The sequence below is a fragment of the Herbaspirillum rubrisubalbicans genome, from assembly GCF_003719195.1.
Lineage (GTDB): Bacteria > Pseudomonadota > Gammaproteobacteria > Burkholderiales > Burkholderiaceae_D > Herbaspirillum > Herbaspirillum rubrisubalbicans.
Map to the genome: position 1 here is coordinate 3,927,618 of NZ_CP024996.1, position 19,434 is coordinate 3,947,051.

16 protein-coding genes are annotated in these 19,434 nt (G+C 63.0%); all 16 read right to left on the minus strand.

Annotated features, from left to right (window positions below; genetic code table 11):
* Positions 1-4 precede the first annotated feature (4 nt).
* Positions 5-1,318 carry a bifunctional tetrahydrofolate synthase/dihydrofolate synthase gene (gene folC / locus RC54_RS17450; protein ID WP_061790177.1) on the minus strand — a complete coding sequence of 438 codons (1,314 nt, stop codon included), beginning with the start codon at positions 1,316-1,318 and terminating at the stop codon, positions 5-7.
* Between the two features lie 108 nt (positions 1,319-1,426).
* Positions 1,427-2,296, minus strand: a complete 870-nt coding sequence (accD, locus tag RC54_RS17455) for an acetyl-CoA carboxylase, carboxyltransferase subunit beta (RefSeq protein WP_017452958.1) — start codon at positions 2,294-2,296, stop codon at positions 1,427-1,429.
* Positions 2,297-2,486: 190 nt separating this feature from the next.
* Positions 2,487-3,284, minus strand: a complete 798-nt coding sequence (gene trpA, locus RC54_RS17460) for a tryptophan synthase subunit alpha (protein WP_061790176.1) — start codon at positions 3,282-3,284, stop codon at positions 2,487-2,489.
* 76 nt (positions 3,285-3,360) lie between these two features.
* The gene (gene trpB, locus RC54_RS17465) at positions 3,361-4,620 is read right to left on the minus strand and encodes a tryptophan synthase subunit beta (RefSeq protein ID WP_123020466.1); all 1,260 of its coding nucleotides are present in this window, start codon (positions 4,618-4,620) and stop codon (positions 3,361-3,363) included.
* A 31-nt stretch (positions 4,621-4,651) separates the two neighbouring features.
* Positions 4,652-5,320: a phosphoribosylanthranilate isomerase gene (locus RC54_RS17470; protein ID WP_061790192.1), complete on the minus strand. Its 669-nt coding sequence runs from the start codon at positions 5,318-5,320 to the stop codon at positions 4,652-4,654.
* 31 nt (positions 5,321-5,351) lie between these two features.
* Positions 5,352-6,248 (minus strand): tRNA pseudouridine synthase A, encoded by an 897-nt coding sequence (locus tag RC54_RS17475; RefSeq protein ID WP_058896285.1) that lies wholly within the window; start codon positions 6,246-6,248, stop codon positions 5,352-5,354.
* Between the two features lie 168 nt (positions 6,249-6,416).
* Complete coding sequence (locus RC54_RS17480) at positions 6,417-9,125, minus strand: motility hub landmark protein FimV (protein ID WP_061790175.1); 2,709 nt, start codon at positions 9,123-9,125, stop codon at positions 6,417-6,419.
* A gap of 459 nt (positions 9,126-9,584) precedes the next feature.
* Complete coding sequence (asd, locus tag RC54_RS17485) at positions 9,585-10,697, minus strand: aspartate-semialdehyde dehydrogenase (protein ID WP_058896287.1); 1,113 nt, start codon at positions 10,695-10,697, stop codon at positions 9,585-9,587.
* Positions 10,698-10,827: 130 nt separating this feature from the next.
* The gene (leuB, locus tag RC54_RS17490; RefSeq protein ID WP_017452965.1) at positions 10,828-11,898 is read right to left on the minus strand and encodes a 3-isopropylmalate dehydrogenase; all 1,071 of its coding nucleotides are present in this window, start codon (positions 11,896-11,898) and stop codon (positions 10,828-10,830) included.
* Between the two features lie 92 nt (positions 11,899-11,990).
* Entirely contained in the window at positions 11,991-12,638 is a 648-nt protein-coding gene (gene leuD / locus RC54_RS17495) for a 3-isopropylmalate dehydratase small subunit (protein ID WP_017452966.1), read from the minus strand.
* Positions 12,639-12,748: 110 nt separating this feature from the next.
* Positions 12,749-12,880, minus strand: coding sequence for an entericidin A/B family lipoprotein (locus RC54_RS17500; RefSeq protein ID WP_008330868.1), 132 nt, complete (start codon positions 12,878-12,880; stop codon positions 12,749-12,751).
* Positions 12,881-12,916: 36 nt separating this feature from the next.
* Entirely contained in the window at positions 12,917-14,317 is a 1,401-nt protein-coding gene (gene leuC, locus RC54_RS17505; RefSeq protein WP_034333111.1) for a 3-isopropylmalate dehydratase large subunit, read from the minus strand.
* 238 nt (positions 14,318-14,555) lie between these two features.
* The gene (locus tag RC54_RS17510) at positions 14,556-15,377 is read right to left on the minus strand and encodes a M48 family metallopeptidase (protein ID WP_174526131.1); all 822 of its coding nucleotides are present in this window, start codon (positions 15,375-15,377) and stop codon (positions 14,556-14,558) included.
* 176 nt (positions 15,378-15,553) lie between these two features.
* Complete coding sequence (gene aroC / locus RC54_RS17515; RefSeq protein ID WP_058896288.1) at positions 15,554-16,642, minus strand: chorismate synthase; 1,089 nt, start codon at positions 16,640-16,642, stop codon at positions 15,554-15,556.
* Positions 16,643-16,728: 86 nt separating this feature from the next.
* On the minus strand, positions 16,729-18,618 hold the full coding sequence (locus RC54_RS17520; protein WP_058896289.1) for an MFS transporter: 1,890 nt from the start codon (positions 18,616-18,618) through the stop codon (positions 16,729-16,731).
* Positions 18,619-18,802: 184 nt separating this feature from the next.
* On the minus strand, positions 18,803-19,264 hold the full coding sequence (locus tag RC54_RS17525) for a CBS domain-containing protein (RefSeq protein ID WP_017452971.1): 462 nt from the start codon (positions 19,262-19,264) through the stop codon (positions 18,803-18,805).
* Positions 19,265-19,434: the final 170 nt, after the last annotated feature.

Genomic DNA, 19,434 nt, shown 5'->3' on the forward strand with positions numbered 1-19,434 from the left:
GGAATCAGTGCCGACCGGGGCGGCGCGCCTGCATGACGCCGGCTACGGTCAGGAAGGATCCGAAAACCACAATTCTATCATTCTCCCCTGCTCTGCTTAATGCATTTGCATATGCCTGGGCCGGGGAAGTGAAGGTTTCTATACTACGCGCCGCGTCCCGCCTGAATTCCGGCTGCACGCCGGCCCCCAGCAGGGTCTCCTTGAGCTGTTGCGCGCTGGCCGCGCGCGGCAGCGGCAGATCGGTCACGCACCAGTGGTCGATCTTGTCCTTGAGGTGGCTGATGACGCCTTCGATATCCTTGTCCAGCATGGAACCGAAGACTGCATAGGTGTAGGGATGAAAGCCCATGTTGTCCAGGTTCTGGGCCAGGGTAGCCGCCGCATGGGGGTTGTGCGCCACATCCAGGATCACCAGCGGCTGGCCCGGCAGCACCTGGAAGCGCGCCGGCAACTCCACCGTGGCCAGCCCCGTGCGCACTTCCTGGGCGCCCACCGGCAGCACTTCGCGCAGGGCTTCCAGTGCGGCCAGCGCGGCCGAGGCGTTCAATAGCTGGTTGGCGCCGCGCAGACTGGGATAGGCCAGCGAATTGCGGCGCATGGCGCGGCCACCATAGGCCCATTGCTGCTTGTCGCCCTGGTAGTTGTAGTCGCGGCCCATGAGCCAGAGGTCGGCGCCGATCTTCTCGGCGTGGGCGATGAGCGACTTGGGCGGCAGCGGATCGCCGCACACCGCCACCTTGCCGGGACGGAAGATACCGGCCTTCTCAAAACCGATCTCTTCGCGGGTCTCGCCCAGGTATTCGGTATGGTCGATATCGATGCTGGTGACGATGGCCACATCGGCATCGACCACATTGACCGCATCCAGACGCCCGCCCAGGCCGACTTCCAGGATCACCACATCCTGCTTGGCATCGGCCAAGAGCTTCATGATGGCCAGGGTGGTGAATTCGAAATAGGTCAGCGAGATCTCGCCGCGCTGGGCTTCCACCGCCTCGAAGGCGGCGATCAACTGGGCATCGCTGGCCATGTCGCCGCTGATGCGGGCACGTTCATTGAAGTGCAGGAAATGCGGCTTGATATACAGGCCCACGCGGTAACCGGCGCGCAAGAGGATGGACTCCAGCATGGCGCAGGTCGAGCCCTTGCCATTGGTGCCGGCCACCATGATGACCGGGCAGTCGAAACGGATGTCGAGCTTTTGCTTGACCGCCAGCACACGCTCCAGGCCCATATCGATCTGCTTGAAATGGCGTTGTTCCAGCAGGGCCAACCATTCGTTCAAGGTGGCGGGAGTCGGGGAGGCTTGGGAAGTCATGGCGCGTCTCGGTGGGTGAAGCTACTGCACATACACGAATTACGGATTACGAAAAAACAAGGCCCGGAATTGCACTTCTGCAAATCCGGGCCTGAAGTATAGCGCTGATCAGGAAACCGTTTCGGCCGCCTGGTTCTGCAACAGGGCCAGCAGATGGGCGATTTCCTCGCGCATCTTGCGACGGTCGACGATCATGTCGATGGCGCCCTTGGTGACCAGGAATTCAGCACGCTGGAAGCCTTCGGGCAGCTTCTCCCGCACCGTGTTCTCGATCACGCGCGGGCCGGCAAAGCCGATCAGGGCACGGGGTTCGGCCATCACCACGTCGCCCATGAAGGCAAACGAGGCCGACACGCCACCCATGGTGGGGTCGGTCAGCACGCTGATGAAGGGCAGCTTCTTTTCTGCCAGCTTGGTCAGCATGGCGGTGGTCTTGGCCATCTGCATCAAGGACAGCAGGCCTTCCTGCATCCGCGCGCCGCCCGTGGCGGTGATGCAGATGAAGGGGACCTTCTGTTCCAGGGCGGCCTGGGCGCCGCGCACGAAGCGCTCGCCGACCACCGAACCCATGGAACCGCCCATGAACTCGAACTCGAAGCAGGCCACCACCACCGGCAGGGTCATGATGGCGCCGCCCATGACCACCATGGCATCGGTTTCGCCGGTGGATTCCATGGCGTCCTTCAGACGATCCGGGTACTTCTTGCTGTCCTTGAACTTCAGGGTATCGACCGGCAGGGCTTCCTGGCCGATCTCATAGCGACCGCCTTCGTCGAGCAGGGCATCCAGACGAGCGCGGGCGCGGATGCGCATGTGATGGCTGCACTTGGGGCAGACATGCAGATTGGATTCCAGGTCGGTACGGTAGAGCACCGCTTCGCAGGAGGGGCACTTGACCCACAAACCTTCCGGGATGGCTTTGCGGCTGGTAGAACCGCGTTGAATCTGGGGTGGCAGTAACTTCTCAAGCCAGCTCATAGAGACCTCATAGATTTTTCCGGTGGCGCGCATTGTACCAGAGCCGACCGGCGACGGACGTAAAGCACGGTCATGCTTTCCAGCAGGCAAGAAGATGCACACTGCCGGCTTGCGCCGTATCAAAAAAACAAGCCTGCGACCGACGCCGCAGGCTTGCGCCCCCTGCCCTGGCGGACGGGGATCAGAGTGCTCAGGCGTCGAGCGCCTGGCGAATGTCGGAGACGAAGGCTTGCACCGCCGCGCAGGCCCGGTCCTGGGGCGTGTTTTCCAGCTCGGCGATGATGCGGCTGCCGATCACCACCGCATCGGCCACGCTGCCGACCGTGCGGGCGGTAGCGCCATCACGGATGCCGAAGCCCACTGCGATGGGCAGCTTCACATGCTGGCGGATGGCGGCGATGCGCTCAGCCACTTCGGCGGTGTCGATGTGGCCGGCGCCGGTGACGCCCTTGAGTGAAACGTAATAGCAGAAACCGCTGCTGACCGCCGCCACCTGGCGGATACGCTCTTCCGAGGAGGTCGGCGCCAGCAGGAAGATCGGGTCCATGCCCTGGGCCTGCATCTTCTGGGCGAATTCTTCACATTCCTCGGGTGGATAGTCCACCACGATGGTGCCATCCACGCCGGCTTCGCTGGCCGCCGCGATGAAGGCATCCACGCCAAAGCGCTCGATCGGGTTGGCATAGCCCATCAGCACGATGGGGGTGTGGCTGTTGGTCTTGCGGAATTCACGCACATAGCCCAGCACGTCATGGGTGCTGATGCCGAACTTGAGCGCACGCTCGCAGGCGCGCTGGATCACTGGGCCTTCGGCCATGGGGTCGGAGAACGGCACGCCCAGTTCGAGGATATCGACGCCACCGGCCACCAGCGCGTGCAGCAGCGGCACAGTCAACTCAGGGGCCGGATCGCCAGCGGTGATGAAGGTAATCAGGGCCTTGCGCTTGTGCTCGGCCAGTTGGGAAAAGGTGGTCTGGATTCTGGACATGATGATATGAAGTATTTTGTCGAACCGACCGGCTGGTGCGCCTGCACCAGCCGGCCTATGCGGGCCAGATCCAGGATCAGCCCTGGCGCTGTTGCACGGTATGCATATCCTTGTCACCTCGGCCGGACAGGTTCACCAGCACGATCTGGTCGCGGGGCAAGGTCGCCGCCAGCTTGGCCGCATGGGCCAGGGCATGGCTGGACTCCAGCGCCGGGATGATGCCTTCGATGCGGCAGCAGGTATTGAAGGCGTCCAATGCCTCATCATCGGTGATGCAGGCATAGCTGGCACGACCGCTGTCCTTCAACCAGGCGTGTTCCGGGCCCACGCCCGGATAATCCAGGCCGGCCGAGACCGAGTGGGTCTCGATGATCTGGCCGTTGGCATCCTGCAGCAGGTAGGTGCGATTGCCATGCAGCACGCCGGGCGAGCCCAGGGTCAGCGAGGCCGAGTGGCGGCCGGTATCCAGGCCATCGCCGGCGGCTTCCACGCCGACCAGCTTGACGTCCGGGTAGTCGATATACGGATAGAAGATGCCCATGGCATTGGAGCCGCCACCCACCGCCGCCACCACATAGTCGGGCTGGCGCGCAGCGATTTCCGGCATCTGCTGGATGCACTCGTTGCCGATCACCGACTGGAAGTCGCGCACCATCATCGGATACGGATGCGGACCGGCCACGGTGCCGATGATGTAGAAGGTGGTCTCGACATTGGTGACCCAGTCGCGCATGGCTTCATTGAGCGCATCCTTCAAGGTCTTGGAACCGGATTCGACCGGCACCACCTTGGCGCCCAGGAGGTTCATGCGATAGACGTTCTGCAACTGGCGCCTCACATCTTCGCTGCCCATGTAGACGATGCATTCCATGCCGAAGCGCGCACAGATGGTGGCGGTGGCCACGCCATGCTGGCCGGCGCCGGTCTCGGCGATGATACGCTGCTTGCCCATGCGCTTGGCCAAGAGCGCCTGGCCGATCACGTTGTTGATCTTGTGGGCGCCGGTATGGTTCAGGTCTTCACGCTTGAAGTAGATCTGCGCCCCACCAGCCAGCTCGGACCAGCGCTTGGCGTGGTACACCGGGCTGGGACGGCCGACGAAATGCTTCAGTTCGGTATGAAATTCAGCGAGGAATTGTTCATCGTGCTGGTATCGCGCATAGGCCTCGCGCAGCTCGTTCAGCGCCAGGGTCAGCGTTTCGGACACGAAGCTGCCGCCATAGGGGCCGAAGTGGCCACGGGCGTCGGGCAGGTTGTAATGGGCCGTCTGGTGCAGGGCGGCCGCGGGAATGGCTTGACGCTCGGCGAAACCGCCGAGGGGATTCAATTCTTTCATGGTGTTCCTCTGAAACTCTGTAAGGGAGGGGCTACGCTGGGGTAGCGTCGGCCAGACGCACGGCCTGGATAAAGGCCTCGATCCTGGCGGCATCCTTGATGCCCTTGGCGGCTTCGACACCACTGCTGATATCGACCGCATAGGGGCGCACGCCGGCCACCGCCTCAGTGACGTTGTGTACGCTCAAGCCACCACTCAAAACGGCCCGAGGCGCGAGTTCTTTTGGAATGAGAGACCAATCGAAAACCTTTCCGCTGCCGCCATACTCCTCGACCAGGGTGTCGAGCAGCAGCCCGGTGAACAACGGACTGGCAGAGCGATATGCCTGTTCATATTCTAACAAATCCGCGGGCTGCGTCGAACTTCCTATTCTGGCGGCGCGTATGAAGGGTCGGACAACGGCGCGGGCGATGGCGGCGCACTGCTCGGGCGTTTCGTCACCGTGGAACTGCAACACGGTCAGCGGCGCCTGAGCCAGCACCTGCTGCACCTCTTCCAGGCTCGGATTGACGAACAGGCCGACCATGCTGACGAACGGCGGCACCGCCCGGGCCAGCTCACCGGCGCGCTGCGGTGTCACGTAGCGCGGGCTCTTGGGATAAAAGACCAAGCCCAGCGCGTCGGCGCCAGCGGCCACGGTGGCGCACACGTCCTCTTCGCGGGTCAGGCCACAGATCTTGATGCGGGTACGAAAGCTCATGAACATTGCCCTATGGATGAAAACTTCTACGCTATAGCCAAGGCCAGGAACGCATTTCCTGCGGCAGCGCCCAGGCATCGGGATAATCCACCCGCGCCAGATACAGGCCATCCGGCATGAAGGTGGGCGCAGCGCGGCTGCGGTCACGCAGGGCCAGCACCTGCCCCATCCATTCCGGCCCCTGCTTGCCGCTGCCCACCACCACCAGCGAGCCGACGATGTTGCGCACCATGTGATGCAGGAAGGCATTGGCCTTCAAGGTAAAAACGATCATATCGCCATGCCGCCGCACGGCGATGCTTTCCATCTTGCGCACGGGGGACTTGGCCTGGCATTCGACGGCGCGGAAGCTGGTGAAATCATGTTCACCGATCAGGTGTTGCGCGGCCCGGTGCATCCGGTCTGCATCCAGCGGGCGGAAGGTCCAGCCGGCCTTGCCTGCCAGCAGCGGCGAGCGTACCGCATGGTTGTAGAGCACATAGTGATAGGTGCGGGCGATGGCCGAAAAGCGCGCATGGAAACCGAACTGCGCCAGGCTTTCGGCCCCTTCCCGCTCGGCCCCGTGCAGTTCGGCGGCCTGGGCGCCGGCAATGGCGGCATCATCCACCCAGGGCAGTTCGCAGGCCCAGCGCACCGCGATGGTGGGCGGCAGGAAGGCATTGGTGCCGCGCACCCAGGAAAAACGGTCGCGAGCGATGGCGGTATCGAAATGCACCACCTGTTCCAGCGCATGAACGCCGGAATCGGTACGGCCGGCGCAGGTGGTGGCGATGCTGGTGGTGCTGAAGCGTTGCAGGGCCGCTTCCAGCTGGTCCTGCACGGTCTGGCGGTGCGGCTGGGTCTGCCAGCCCTGCCAGCTGGCGCCATCGTATTGCACGCCCAGCACCACGCGGCGCAGGCCGTCAATCGGGGAAGAAAGTTCAGTCATGGATGTTCACTGCCTGCCGCAACGGCCGGTTTTCCGGTAGAGGTGTGCAGAAATCTTCATACAGGCCGCACACCGCCGTCTGGCGGCACGATAAAAACGAACGGGCAGCTCATGCGAGCTGCCCGCGAGATCAGGCTATTGTAATCGCCCCCAGGGTGCAGCGCTGCGTCAGCCCAGCGCGGCCATCATCTGTTTGGCACGGGCGATCTGGGCATCGTTGCCGCCGCGCATGACTTCTTCCAGCAATTCGCGGGCGCCTTCCTTGTCGCCGATTTCTTCATAGGCGGCAGCCAGGTCGAGCTTGGTGGTCATTTCCTGTTCGAAGGCGGATTCTTCATCCTCCTCCAGCAGGTTGGTGGCCGATGGCGCAGTGCTCTCCTCCGGCAGGCTCAGGTCCAGGTCCGACAGGCTGGTGGCCGCCGGCACGTCATCCATGCTATCGAGCAGCATGGAGGCCGAGGTAGCGCCACTGGAGGCCGGCAGGATGGGCTCGCTGGCATCGGGCTTGGCGCCGTTTTCCAGGTCCAGGTCGAAATCGATGTCCTTGCCCAGATCCATCGGGGCGGCCGCAGCCGCGGCGGTGGCCACGGGTTCGGGCTGCAGTTCGGCGCCCTTGAAGTCGGACAGGTCGAATTCCATGCCGGGTTCTTCGGCCACCACCGGCTCCGGCTCGGCGGGAGCACCACCGTAGAGCGGATTGGTCGGATCGAGCTCCAGGCCCAACGCCGCAGCCTTGACCCAGGCTTCGTTGAGACCGCCGCTCAAGGCGTGCAGATTCAGCGCCACCCGATTGAAATTGGCCACATCGCCGCGCTTGGCATAGATCTCCAGCAGCTTGGAATGCAGGGCCTGACGCTCGGGTTGGGTCTGCAAGGCCAGCTTGAGGATGTCCTCGGCCTGCTCGTCGCGGCCGTAGGCGATGTACATGTCGGCTTCGGCAATCGGGTCGACCGGGGCTTCCTCCACCGGAGCGGCAGCCGCCACCGGCTCGGCCTCAGCCACTTCCGCAGCGGGCGCTTCGGCTACCGGTTCAGGGCTGGGTTCAGCGATGGCCGCCGCAGGTTCAGGAGCAGGTGCGGGGGCAGGCTCTGGCTCGATGGTGGGTTCGGTCGGGCCATCTTCGGTCTTTTTCTTGCGACGGCGCATGGCCAGCACACCACCACCGGCGGCCAGCAAGGCCACCAGTACGCCGGCGCCGGCGACGATGTAGGGGTTTTCCTTGACCTTGTCGAGGAAGCTGCCACCAGACTTGTCGCCCTTGTCGGTAGGCTTGGCACTGGCCACAGGCTGGGGCGTAGTGGCCGCAGCCGGGGCTGGGGTTGGTGCTGGTGTGGGAGTGGCTGCCTCAGCCGGCTGGTTCTCTGCCTTCGCAGCACCGTTGTCAGCCACAGCAGGCTTGGCCGCATCGGCCGGCTTCTGCTGCTGGGCGCTCATCTCGGCGATGGTCTTGTTCTTCAACTCCAGCAGTTTCTGGAGGTTGTCGACGTTCTTTTCCAGGTCCTTGACGCGATCATTGGCCTCGGCCAGGGCGCGTTCGCTGGCGGCCTTGTCCTCGGCGGCGGTACCGGTGTTGCCAGTCTTGCCTCGGCCCTTGTTGGCGCGCGAGAGTTCCAGACGGTCGCGAGCGTCCTGGTTGCCGGCCCGCTCTTCCACCCGGGTGGTGATCTTGCCGCCGCCGCTGTGGCGGCTGCTACCCGGCTTGCCGGCAGGCGCATTGGCGACCTGGCCGGCCAGCTTGTTGCGGTAGGCGTTGAAATCCTGGGCCTGGGCCACCACCATGCTGCGCGCTTCGTCGCGGTCCACCGCAGCGGCGCTGGGCTGGTCGGGAATGGCCAGGATCTTGCCGGCGCGCAGGCGGTTGATGTTGTTGCCCTGGAAGGCATCCGGGTTGGCGCGATACAGCGCAATCAACATCTGGTCCAGCGAGACGTTGGCCGGCTGGTTGCGGGTGGCGATCCCGGCCAAGGTATCGCCCGGCTTGACGCGGTATTCACCGCTCTTGCCGGCCGGCGCCGCAGCACTGCCCGCGGGTGCCGCAGCTGCCGGCTTGACGCTACCCGAAGCGCTGGGCACGGCGGCCACGGCATCGGGGCTGGCCGAGGCCGGGGTGTTGTCGGGGGAGGCCTGCTGGCGGCGGATCAGTTCTTCAGCCAGGGCCGAGGGAGCGGGACGCTGCACGATGCTGGCCGCCGGCTCTTCACCGCTGATCGGGATCGGTGCGCTGCTGGGAGCGGAGGCCGCGGGGGCCGCTGGTGTGGCAGCCGGTGCCGGCGTGGCGGCCGCAACCGGTGCGGCTGGCGCAGCAACAGGCGCTGCGGCGGGAGTGGGTTCGGCAGCCGGTGCAACAGCAGCCGGCGTGGCTGGTGCCGCTGCCGGGGCCGCCGCAGGCGTAGTCGCTGCCGGCGCATTGCCCGGCGTCAGCGGTGCCACCTGGGCGTTGCGCGGCGTCTTGCTGTCTGCCGGATCGAGCAGGAAGGTGTATTCACGCATCTGGCGCGCATTGCCTGCGCTCAATTCCAGCAGCAGGTCGACGAAGGGGTCGCTGACCGGCTGGGAGGAGCTGATGCGGATGAAATGCCGCCCCTGGCGCTGTTCGATCACGAAGGACAGCGAACTCAACACCGGGTTGTAATCCATGTTGGCCCGGCGGAAGGCCTCCGCCGGGGCCAGGCGGGCCGTGAGCTTGCCGGCTTCCTCGGCGCTCACCGAGGTCACTTCGATCTCGGCGCGCAGCGGCTGCCCCAAGGCGGAGAGCACGGTAAGCTTGCCCAGCCCAGCGGCGTGCGCGCCCAGCGGCAAGGCCAGCGTCAGTGCGATGGCAGCGCTCAGGTTCTTCATCTGGGACCGGGGCAGCTTCTTGTTAGTATTCACAGGCATGTTGTCATTGGCTTAGAGAAACGTTCCGCTTGAAACCCGTCACGCTGGCGTTAAACCCGGCGCTAGCCGTGCAATGCCGTCAAACTCCGTGAATGGGGCAGGTGCCGCGCGGCCTGTGATCCGGCCGGCGCCACTCCTGTCTTGCCGCCTGGCTGTTATGAATCCTGTTCTGGCAGGCCAGCAGACTGGAGCGCAGATCCATTTCATCAAATCCAGCAAGTGCCAAGCAGCGCACTGCCGCATGTTGGTTTTCATGAAATGAATGGGCTTTTCAACTTATCATCAAGAACTTACACCCGCAAGTGTACTTACTTTCTCAAGATGAGAAAAACCCGCCAGCCTTCACCTGAGTGAAAGCTGGCGGGCTATTGTTGCAGACTGACAACGGGATAGGCAAGCCTTATTCGCATTGCAGCATCGTCGCAGTGTTGCTGGCCGGACAACATCCGGCCGTCACCATCACGCCAGGTTGCCCAGGATGATGCGCAACATGCGGCGCAGCGGCTCGGCCGCGCCCCACAGCAGCTGGTCGCCGATGACGAAGGCGGAGATGTATTCCGGGCCCTGGTTGAGCTTGCGCACACGGCCCACGCCGATTTCCAGGCCACCGGTGATGGCGGCCGGGGTCAGTTCCTTGACCGTGATGGCACGGTCATTGGGAACCCACTTCACCCACTGGTTGCCGGCACGGATGATGGACTCGATCTCGGCCAGGGGCAGGTCGCGCTTCAGCTTGATGGTCAGCGCCAGGCTGTGGCAGCGCATGGCGCCGATGCGCACGCACAGGCCGTCCACCGGGATGATCTGCTCATTGCCGAGGATCTTGTTGACTTCGGCCTGGCCCTTCCACTCTTCCTTGGACTGGCCGTTTTCCAGCTGGGCATCGATCCAGGGGATCAGGCCACCGGCCAGGGGGGCACCAAAGAACTCGGTGGGCACGTCTTCGCGGATGGTCTTGGCAACCTTGCGGTCGATGTCCAGGATGGCCGATGACGGGGTGGCCAGTTCTTCAGCCACGGCGGCGTTGATCACGCCCATGCCCTTCAACAGTTCGCGCATGTGGTTGGCACCGCCGCCCGAGGCTGCCTGGTAGGTCATGGAGCTGACCCACTCGACCAGACCTTCCTTGAACAGACCGCCCACGCCCATCAGCAGGATGGAGTTGGTGCAGTTGCCGCCGATGTAGTTCTTAACACCCTTGGCCAGCGCGTCCTTGATGACGTTGCTGTTGACCGGGTCCAGCACGATGACGGCGTCATCCTTCATGCGCAGCGAGGACGCAGCGTCGATCCAGTAGCCATCCCAGCCAGCGGCACGCAGCTTGGGGAAGATCTCATTGGTGTAGTCGCCGCCTTGTGCGGTGATGATGATGTCGCATTTCTTCAGCTCTTCAATGCTGTTGGCGTCTTTCAGCGTCGTTTCCTTTTTGGCAAACGACGGCGCCTTGCCGCCCGCATTCGAAGTCGAGAAAAACACCGGTTCGATGTGATCGAAATCACCTTCGTCCTGCATACGTTGCATCAGGACCGAACCCACCATTCCACGCCAGCCAACCAAACCAACCAGTTTCATCATCTTTCCCTATTTAGAACATCCATGGTGAACAAATCAGATTGAACACAATTGCGCCGGACCATCCGGCATTTCAAGCATCCCGCCGTACCCGGTGCGGGCCGGCGGGACGGTTTGACCCTATTGAAGCTTAAGCAAGGGCCTTGACCACGGCTTCACCCATCTGCTGGGTATTGACCTTGGTGCAGCCTTCTTCATAAATATCGGCGGTGCGCAGACCTTGCGCAAGCACTTTCTTCACCGCATTCTCGATGCGGTCGGCCTGCTCGGCACGGTTCAAGGAGAAGCGCAGCATCATCGCCGCCGACAGGATGGTCGCCAGCGGATTGGCAATACCCTTGCCGGCGATATCCGGGGCCGAACCGTGCGAAGGTTCATACAGGCCCTTGTTGTTGGCATCCAACGAAGCCGAGGGCAACATGCCGATGGAACCGGTCAGCATGGCGGCGGCGTCCGAGAGGATGTCGCCGAACATGTTGCCGGTGACGATGACGTCGAAGTTCTTCGGTGCCTTCACCAGTTGCATGGCGGCGTTGTCCACGTACATATGCGACAGCTCCACGTCCGGGTATTCCTTGCCCACTTCGGTGACGATGTCCTTCCAGAACTGGAAGGTTTCCAGCACGTTGGCCTTGTCCACGCTGCACAGGCGCTTGCCGCGCTTGGCCGCGGCCTGGAAGGCGACATGGGCGATGCGGCGGATTTCCGGTTCCGAATAACGCATGGTATCAAACCCTTCACGTGCGCCCTTGAAAGGACCGTCCGGCGCTTCACGCATCCCGCGCGGCTGGCCGAAATAGATGTCGCCGTTCAGTTCGCGCACGATCAGGATGTCCAGGTTGGCCACCAGCTCGGGCTTCAAGGACGAGGCGCCGGTCAGTTCCGGGTAGCAGATCGCCGGGCGGAAATTGGCGAACAATTGCAGGTGCTTGCGCAGGCCCAGGATGGCTTGCTCGGGGCGCAGGGCGCGTTCCAGCTTGTCGTACTTCCAGTCGCCGACCGCGCCGAAGAGAATCGCATCGGCCTCCTTGGCCAGCTTCAGGGTGCCGTCCGGCAGCGGATGGCCGTGGGCTTCATAGCCGGCGCCGCCGACCGGGGCGGTTTCCATCTCGAACTTTTCATCCAGGGCGTTGAGCACGCGCACGGCTTCATCGACGATCTCGGGACCGATGCCGTCACCCGGCAGGATAGCAATCTTCATGGCTTCTCTTTCTCAGTGTTTCCAGCGTTCTTGGAATAGTAACGACAAGGGCGGCCACTTGACCGCCCTTTGCTGTTGTGTCAACGATCGCTTCAGATCGTGTTGCTCAGCCAGGGCTGTTCGTGCAGGTGTTTCTCTTCGTAGGCACGAATGGTGTCGGCTTTGCGTAGGGTCAGGCCAATGTCGTCGAAACCGTTCAACAGGCAGTACTTGCGGAACTCGCTGATGTCGAACGGATAGACTTGGCTGCCATTGGTGGTGCTGACGATCTGCTTTTCCAGATCGATGACCAGGCGGTAACCTGGGAAGGCCTTGACTTCATTGAACAGGTGATCGACCTGTTGTTCGGTCAGGACGATGGGCAGCAGACCATTCTTGTAGCAGTTGTTGAAGAAGATGTCGGCAAAGCTGGGCGCGATCACGGCGCGGAAACCGTACTGGTCCAGCGCCCACGGTGCGTGCTCGCGCGAGGAGCCGCAGCCGAAGTTCTTGCGCGACAGCAGAATCGACGAACCCTGATAGCGCTCCTGGTTGAGCACAAAATCCGGGTTCAGCGGGCGCTTGGAATTGTCCATGCCCGGCTCGCCATGATCCAGGTAGCGCCATTCGTCGAACAGGTTGGGGCCGAAGCCGCTGCGCTTGATCGACTTCAGGAACTGCTTGGGGATGATCGCATCGGTATCGACGTTGGCGCGATCCAGCGGCGCCACCAGTCCTTCATGCACGATAAATTTATTCATGAGCTTGACCTTGGGTCGGTGGGGCGATTGCTCTGCCCTACCCTTCCTGTTTCCTGTTCAAAAACTGAAGCTGCGGCACGCTGGCCGCAGCCTGTTGCACTTATTCCTGCTTATTTCTTGCTGGCGTCCTGCATCTTCTCGCCGACCTTTTCGACATCCTTGCCGAAACCATTGACGGTATTGCAACCAGCCAGCGCACCCAGGGTGACGGCCAGCAGAACCAGAGCGGAGATTTTTTTCATGGTTGTATTCTCTCGAAAAGATTCACAAGCCCGCGCTTACAGCGAGCGCACGTCCACGAAGTGACCGGCAATGCCCGCCGCCGCCGCCATGGCCGGGCTCACCAGGTGGGTACGACCACCGGCACCCTGGCGACCTTCGAAGTTGCGGTTCGAGGTCGAGGCGCAGCGCTCGCCCGGTTCCAGGCGGTCGGCATTCATGGCCAGGCACATGGAGCAGCCCGGTTCACGCCATTCGAAGCCGGCGTCGCGGAAGATCTTGTCCAGGCCTTCGCGTTCAGCCTGTTCCTTGACCAGGCCCGAACCCGGCACCACCATCGCCAGCTTGACATTGGAGGCGCGGAACTTGCCGCGCACCACCTTGGCGGCTTCGCGCAAGTCTTCGATGCGGGAATTGGTACAGGAACCGATGAAGACCTTGTCGATGCGGATGTCTTCGATCGGGGTGTTGGGCTTCAGGGCCATGTAGGCCAGGGCCTTTTCCATGCCGTCGCGCTTGGTCGGATCCTTTTCCTTGTCGGGGTCCGGCACGCGGGCGTCGACGGCCACCACCATCTCGGGCGAAGTGCCCCAGGTGACTTGCGGCTTGATCTCGGCAGCGTTCAGGGTCACCACCAGGTCGAACTTGGCCCCCTGGTCCGAATGCAGCGTGCGCCAGTAGGATACGGCGCGCTCCCAGTGCGGGCCGGAGGGCGAGAAGGGACGCCCCTTCAGGTATTCCAGGGTAGTGTCGTCGAAGGCCACCATGCCGGCACGGGCCCCCGCTTCGATGGCCATGTTGCAGACCGTCATGCGGCCTTCCATGGACAGCGAACGGATGGTCGAACCGGCGAATTCGATGGCGTAACCGGTGCCGCCGGCGGTGCCGATCTTGCCGATCACGGCCAGGACGATGTCCTTGGCGGTCACGCCGGCCGGCAGCGCGCCGTCGACCTGCACCAGCATGGCCTTGGACTTGCGCGCCAACAGGGTCTGCGTGGCCAGCACGTGTTCCACTTCGGAAGTGCCGATGCCGTGCGCCAGGGCGGCAAACGCGCCGTGGGTGGAGGTGTGCGAGTCGCCGCAGACCACCGTCATGCCCGGCAGCGTGGCGCCCTGTTCGGGGCCGATCACGTGCACGATGCCTTGACGCTTGTCGTTCATGCCGAAGTACGTCAAGCTGAATTCTTTTGCGTTACCGTCCAGCGTTTCCACTTGCAGGCGCGAAATGGGGTCGGCGATGCCTTGGGCGCGGTCGGTGGTGGGGACGTTGTGGTCCGCCACCATCAGGTTGGCCGAATTGCGCCAGGGTTGGCGACCGGCTAGCTTGAGGCCTTCGAAGGCTTGCGGGCTGGTCACTTCATGGAGCAGGTGGCGGTCGATATACAGGATGGCGGTACCGTCATCTTCCGTATGAACGACGTGCGACTCCCAGAGTTTGTCGTAGAGCGTCTTGAGCATGTTGCGGTCCTGCAGAACAGAAAAGGGATGCTGGTAGGGAAAAATAGCATTTGATTATGCCATAAAGCGACATCCCTGCGCTTCCTGCCGCGTTTTCCACCGCATCGCAACAACAGATAGAAATGCTGCAAGGCAGCAGAAAAAGCGCAGGAGTTGCGGCGCGTATGAAAAATCCGGCATTTCCCCATCGCTGGAGCCCATGCCGGATCGCCCCCCCCCTTCAGAGGGCGGCCGCGGATCAACGCTTGCGCGTCTGCTGGTACAGCGGCTCGACGCGCTGGGCATAGACCGTCAGGTCGGCGATGCGCTCGCTGCTGGAGGGGTGGGTGGACATGAACTTGATCGGCTCATCGCCGCCCAGGCTGGCCATCTTTTGCCAGAGCGTCACGGCCGCCTTGGGGTCGTAGCCACCGCGCGCGGCCAGTTCCACGCCGATGCGGTCGGCTTCGGTCTCATTGGCCCGCGAATTGGGCAAGCCCATCAAGCCCATGTACAGATATTGACCGCCCTGCTTGCCCACATCGCCCAGGCCCAGCAAGGCGGCGCCAATGGAGATGGCTGAATTGGCCACCACCTGCTGCGAGGCGCGCTCGCGGGCATGTTCGCGCAGGGCATGGGCGATTTCATGGCCCATCACGGCGGCCAGTTCATCGTCGGTGATCTTGAGCTTGTCGATCAAGCCGGTATAGACCGCGATCTTGCCGCCCGGCATACACCAGGCATTGGTTTCATCGGAACTCAATACATTGACCTCCCAGTTCCACTTCAGCGCATCCGGCCGGAATACACCGGTCTGCGGGATGAGGCGGTTGGCGATGGCGCGCACGCGCTGCACCTGGGCGGTGTTGCGATTGAGTTGGCCCTTGCTGCGCGCCTCGGCCAGCACCTGGGCGTATTCCTTGCTGGACGCCGCTTCCATTTCCGCAGAAGACACCAGCATCTGCTGCTTGCGGTCGATGCCCACTGCACCGCCTTGCGTCGTCTGTACCGTTTCGCAGGCCACCAGGCCCACCAGGGCTGCGGCCAACAGGCTGTTCTTGATGATAGGGTTGAGCTTCATGCCCGCCTCCATTGAATAATTGATCTTGATCCCGGGGTCGGTCTGCCCACGCTCATGGCGGTCGCGGGCTAGCCGTGAGCGCTTCGACCAGGCCGGCTGCAAATTGTTTCATATAAGAAAAAACCGGCGATCGCGTGCGCGATGGCCGGCTTGCCAGCAACAATGGGCCGCCTTCTTTAGCGCAGCACCGGCGTATCCACCTTGACGTCGCCGCACTGCGCCCGATGGCGCAAGGCATGGTCCATCAGCACCAGCGCCAGCATTGCTTCGGCAATCGGGGTGGCACGGATGCCCACGCAGGGGTCGTGGCGGCCGAAGGTTTCCACCGAGATCTGCTGGCCGTTCTTGTCGATGGACGGGCGCGGGGTGCGGATGCTGGAGGTCGGCTTGATGGCAATGGAGGCCGTGATGTCCTGCCCGGTCGAGATGCCGCCCAGGATGCCGCCAGCATTGTTGCCCACGAAACCTTGCGGGGTCAGCGCATCACCGTGTTCGGAACCCTTCTGCGCCACCGCGCGGAAGCCGGCGCCGATTTCCACGCCCTTGACGGCGTTGATGCCCATGAGGGCAAATGCGATCTCGGCATCGAGCTTGTCGTACAGCGGCTCGCCCAGACCGACCGGCACGTTCTGCGCCACCACGTCGATGCGCGCGCCGATGGAGTCGCCATCCTTGCGCAGGGCGTCCATGTACTCTTCCAGGCGCTCGATGAGGCTGGCGTTGGCCGCAAAGAAGGGGTTGTTGGGCACGTGTTCCCAGGATTCGAAGGGAATGGCGATCTCGCCCAGCTGACTCATGCAGCCCTTGAAGGTGGTGCCGTACTTCTCGAACAGCCACTTCTTGGCGATGGCGGCCGCCCCCACCACCGGCGCGGTCAGGCGCGCCGAGGAACGGCCACCGCCGCGCGGGTCGCGGATGCCGTACTTGTGCCAGTAGGTGTAGTCGGCGTGGCCGGGACGGAAGGTATCGAGGATGTTGCCGTAGTCCTTGCTGCGCTGGTCCTGGTTGCGGATCAGCAGTGCAATCGGGGTGCCGGTGGTCTTGCCTTCATAGACCCCGGAGAGAATCTCCACGGTGTCCGGCTCCTGGCGCTGGGTCACGTGGCGCGAGGTGCCGGGGCGGCGGCGATCCAGTTCCGGTTGGATGTCGGCTTCCGAGAGCGTCATGCCCGGGGGGCAGCCGTCGATCACGCAGCCGATGGCCGGGCCGTGGGATTCGCCAAAGGTGGTGACGGTGAAGAGCGTGCCGAGAGTATTGCCGGACATGGTGGAATTCGCGCAAAAAAAGGGGAAACCGCGATTCTACCAGCCCGGCCGGGCGTCGGCGAGCCGGGCCACTGGCCCGTGCGCCCTTACTTCCAGTCCCCGCGCAGTTCGCGCACCTTTTCCTGCAGCAGCTCGGGGCTGACCTGGTCGGCTGCAATCGGCTCGCCGGCCACCAGTTCCAGGCGCGAGAACAGTCCGCGCTTGAAGGTACGGGTGACGGGATTGCTGGGGTCGCGCGAGAACAGGCTGCCCCACAAGCCGCGCAAGGCCAGCGGCAACACCGGCACCGGGGTGCGGTCGATGATCTTTTGCACGCCGCCCTTGAAGGGATTCAACTCACCATCGCGGGTCAGTTTGCCCTCGGGGAAGATGCACACCAGTTCGCCTTCATGCAGGGCCTGGGCGATATCGACGAAGGCCTTTTCGGTCAGCCACGGGTCGGCCTTGACCGGGGCAATCGGAATGGCCCGCACATTGCGGAACAGCCACGACATCAACGGAATCTTGAAGATCTGGTAATCCATCACGAAGCGCACCGGACGCGGGCTGGCGGCCATGATGGCGATGGCATCGACATAGCTCACGTGATTGCATACCAAGACCGCCGGCCCCTGGTCGGGGATGGCCTGGCCATTGACGATGCGCACGCGGTAGAAGGTATGGATCAGGATCCAGGCCAGGAAGCGGATCAGGAATTCCGGCACCAGCGAGAAGATGTAGACCGCCACCACGCCATTCATGATGGCAGTGGCCAGGAAGATCTGCGGAATGGTGAGCCCTGCCTTCAACAGCACCATCGCCACCAGCGCCGAGACCACCATGAACAGGGCATTCATGATGTTCATCCCGGCAATGGTGCGCGAGACGTGGGCCGGGTCGCAGCGGGTCTGGATCAAGGCGAACAGCGGCACGATGTAGAGCCCGCCGAACAGACCAATGCCCAGGCAATCGCCCAGGATGCGCCAGCTACCGCCCTGCGCCAGGAAGCCGGCCACATCCAGCATGGCCGCCGGCGTCACATAGGCTTGGCTGGCGAAGTACAGCTCCAGCCCGAACACCGACAGGCCAATTGAGCCAAACGGCACCAGCCCGATTTCCACCTTGTGACCGGACAATCGCTCGCACAACAGCGAGCCGGCTCCGATACCCACCGAGAACACCGCCAGCAACAGCACGAACACGCCATGGTCGCCATGCAGGTAGTTCTTCGCATAGACCGGAAACTGCGCCAGCATGATGGCGCCATAGAACCAGAACCAGGAATTGCCCAACAGCGACAGGAACACCGGCCGGTTGCGCCGCGAAAAACCGATGTTGCGCACGGTCTCGGTGAAGGGATTCCAGTTCACCTTCAGCTCCGGCACCGGTGCCGGCGAGAGCGGAATGCGCAGGCTGGCCAGCCAGCCCAGCACGGCAATGCCGATGGTCACGCCGGCCACCAGGTGCAGCCCCCAGGGCTTGTGCACCACCAGCACCGCACCCAGGATTTCCCCCAGCAGGATGCCGACGAAGGTGCCCATCTCGATCAAGCCATTGCCGCCCACCAGTTCGTCCTGGCGCAACTGCTGCGGCAGGTAGGCATATTTCACCGGCCCGAACAGGGTGGAGTGAATGCCCATGCCGATGACGGCGGCAATGAGTAGCACCAGATGATGGGTCATCCAGCCATAGGCGGCGATGGCCATGATGACGATTTCCAACAGCTTCACGGCGCGCGCCATGCGGCCTTTTTCCAGCTTGTCGGCCAGTTGACCGGAGGTGGCCGAGAACAGGAAGAACGGCAGGATGAACAAACCCGGAATGAGGTTATTGAGCAAGCCCGGGTCCATGTCGGTCCAGGACAGCGCGTCATAGGTGAGGATGGTCAGCAGCGCGGTCTTGAAGACGTTGTCGTTGAGCGCGCCCAGGAACTGGGTCCAGAAGAAGGGGGCAAACCGTCGTTGGGCAAAGAGCGTGAACTGGCTTTTCTTTTGCATGAGGGGGCAATCAGGTCGGCAGGGGGTCGGGAGAGGGAGGGCAGGAAGTAGCGCAGCCTACGCAGGCTGGAGTTCAATGACAACGACACCATCGGGCAATAAAAAACCGCTCCAGCAGGAACGGTCATGGCGGCGCCGCCCCTCACAGCCGGGCGCACGCCGCTGGCAAGGACATGGGCCGGATTCAGCGATTGCCTTCGCGCTCTTCTTCCTCGGCCGGCCAGTCGCGGATGTAGGCCTTGAGCATCTTGTTCTCGAAGCCTTGCGCATCCAGCACGGCCTTGGCCACGTCATAGAAGGACATCACGCCCAGCAGGGTGCGCGCTTCCATCACCGGCACGTAGCGCGCGTGCTTTTCCAGCATGATGCGGCGCACTTCGTTCAGGTCGGTGTCGGGCGTGACCGTGATGGGGGCATCGTTCATGTGCTTGCGCACGGTCGAGCCGCCCAGGGCACCACCGTTCTGGTGCAGCGTCAGCAGCACTTCGCGGAAGGTCAGCATACCGACCAGGTCGCCATATTCCATCACCACCAGCGAGCCGATGTCTTTCTCGGCCATGGCGTTCACCGCCTCTTGAATCGGGGTGTCGGGCGTGACGGTGAAGAGGATGTTGCCTTTGACCTTGAGGATTTCAGAGACTTTCATGATGTCGTCCTAGTTGTATGAAGCTGTTTTGACTGTAGGCGATGACGCCGGGAAAATCCAATTCATGGGGGCCATAGCTTAACCGATCCTGTGCAGGGCCGCTGGCACCGCCCCCATGCCGGGATGCAAGGCACATGGTACGGGCAAGCGCGCCCTTTGGGCAACCGCCA

Coding starts and splice junctions, on each gene's coding strand:
- asd (WP_058896287.1), bottom strand. CDS start 10,697: ATGAAACTGGTTGGTTTGGTTGGCTGGCGTGGAATGGTGGGTTCGGTC.
- folC (WP_061790177.1), bottom strand. CDS start 1,318: ATGACTTCCCAAGCCTCCCCGACTCCCGCCACCTTGAACGAATGGTTG.
- RC54_RS17480 (WP_061790175.1), bottom strand. CDS start 9,125: ATGCCTGTGAATACTAACAAGAAGCTGCCCCGGTCCCAGATGAAGAAC.
- RC54_RS17500 (WP_008330868.1), bottom strand. CDS start 12,880: ATGAAAAAAATCTCCGCTCTGGTTCTGCTGGCCGTCACCCTGGGTGCG.
- RC54_RS17525 (WP_017452971.1), bottom strand. CDS start 19,264: ATGAAAGTCTCTGAAATCCTCAAGGTCAAAGGCAACATCCTCTTCACC.
- RC54_RS17520 (WP_058896289.1), bottom strand. CDS start 18,618: ATGCAAAAGAAAAGCCAGTTCACGCTCTTTGCCCAACGACGGTTTGCC.
- leuC (WP_034333111.1), bottom strand. CDS start 14,317: ATGCTCAAGACGCTCTACGACAAACTCTGGGAGTCGCACGTCGTTCAT.
- leuB (WP_017452965.1), bottom strand. CDS start 11,898: ATGAAGATTGCTATCCTGCCGGGTGACGGCATCGGTCCCGAGATCGTC.
- trpA (WP_061790176.1), bottom strand. CDS start 3,284: ATGTCCAGAATCCAGACCACCTTTTCCCAACTGGCCGAGCACAAGCGC.
- aroC (WP_058896288.1), bottom strand. CDS start 16,642: ATGTCCGGCAATACTCTCGGCACGCTCTTCACCGTCACCACCTTTGGC.
- accD (WP_017452958.1), bottom strand. CDS start 2,296: ATGAGCTGGCTTGAGAAGTTACTGCCACCCCAGATTCAACGCGGTTCT.
- RC54_RS17470 (WP_061790192.1), bottom strand. CDS start 5,320: ATGAGCTTTCGTACCCGCATCAAGATCTGTGGCCTGACCCGCGAAGAG.
- trpB (WP_123020466.1), bottom strand. CDS start 4,620: ATGAAAGAATTGAATCCCCTCGGCGGTTTCGCCGAGCGTCAAGCCATT.
- leuD (WP_017452966.1), bottom strand. CDS start 12,638: ATGAATAAATTTATCGTGCATGAAGGACTGGTGGCGCCGCTGGATCGC.
- RC54_RS17510 (WP_174526131.1), bottom strand. CDS start 15,377: ATGAAGCTCAACCCTATCATCAAGAACAGCCTGTTGGCCGCAGCCCTG.
- RC54_RS17475 (WP_058896285.1), bottom strand. CDS start 6,248: ATGACTGAACTTTCTTCCCCGATTGACGGCCTGCGCCGCGTGGTGCTG.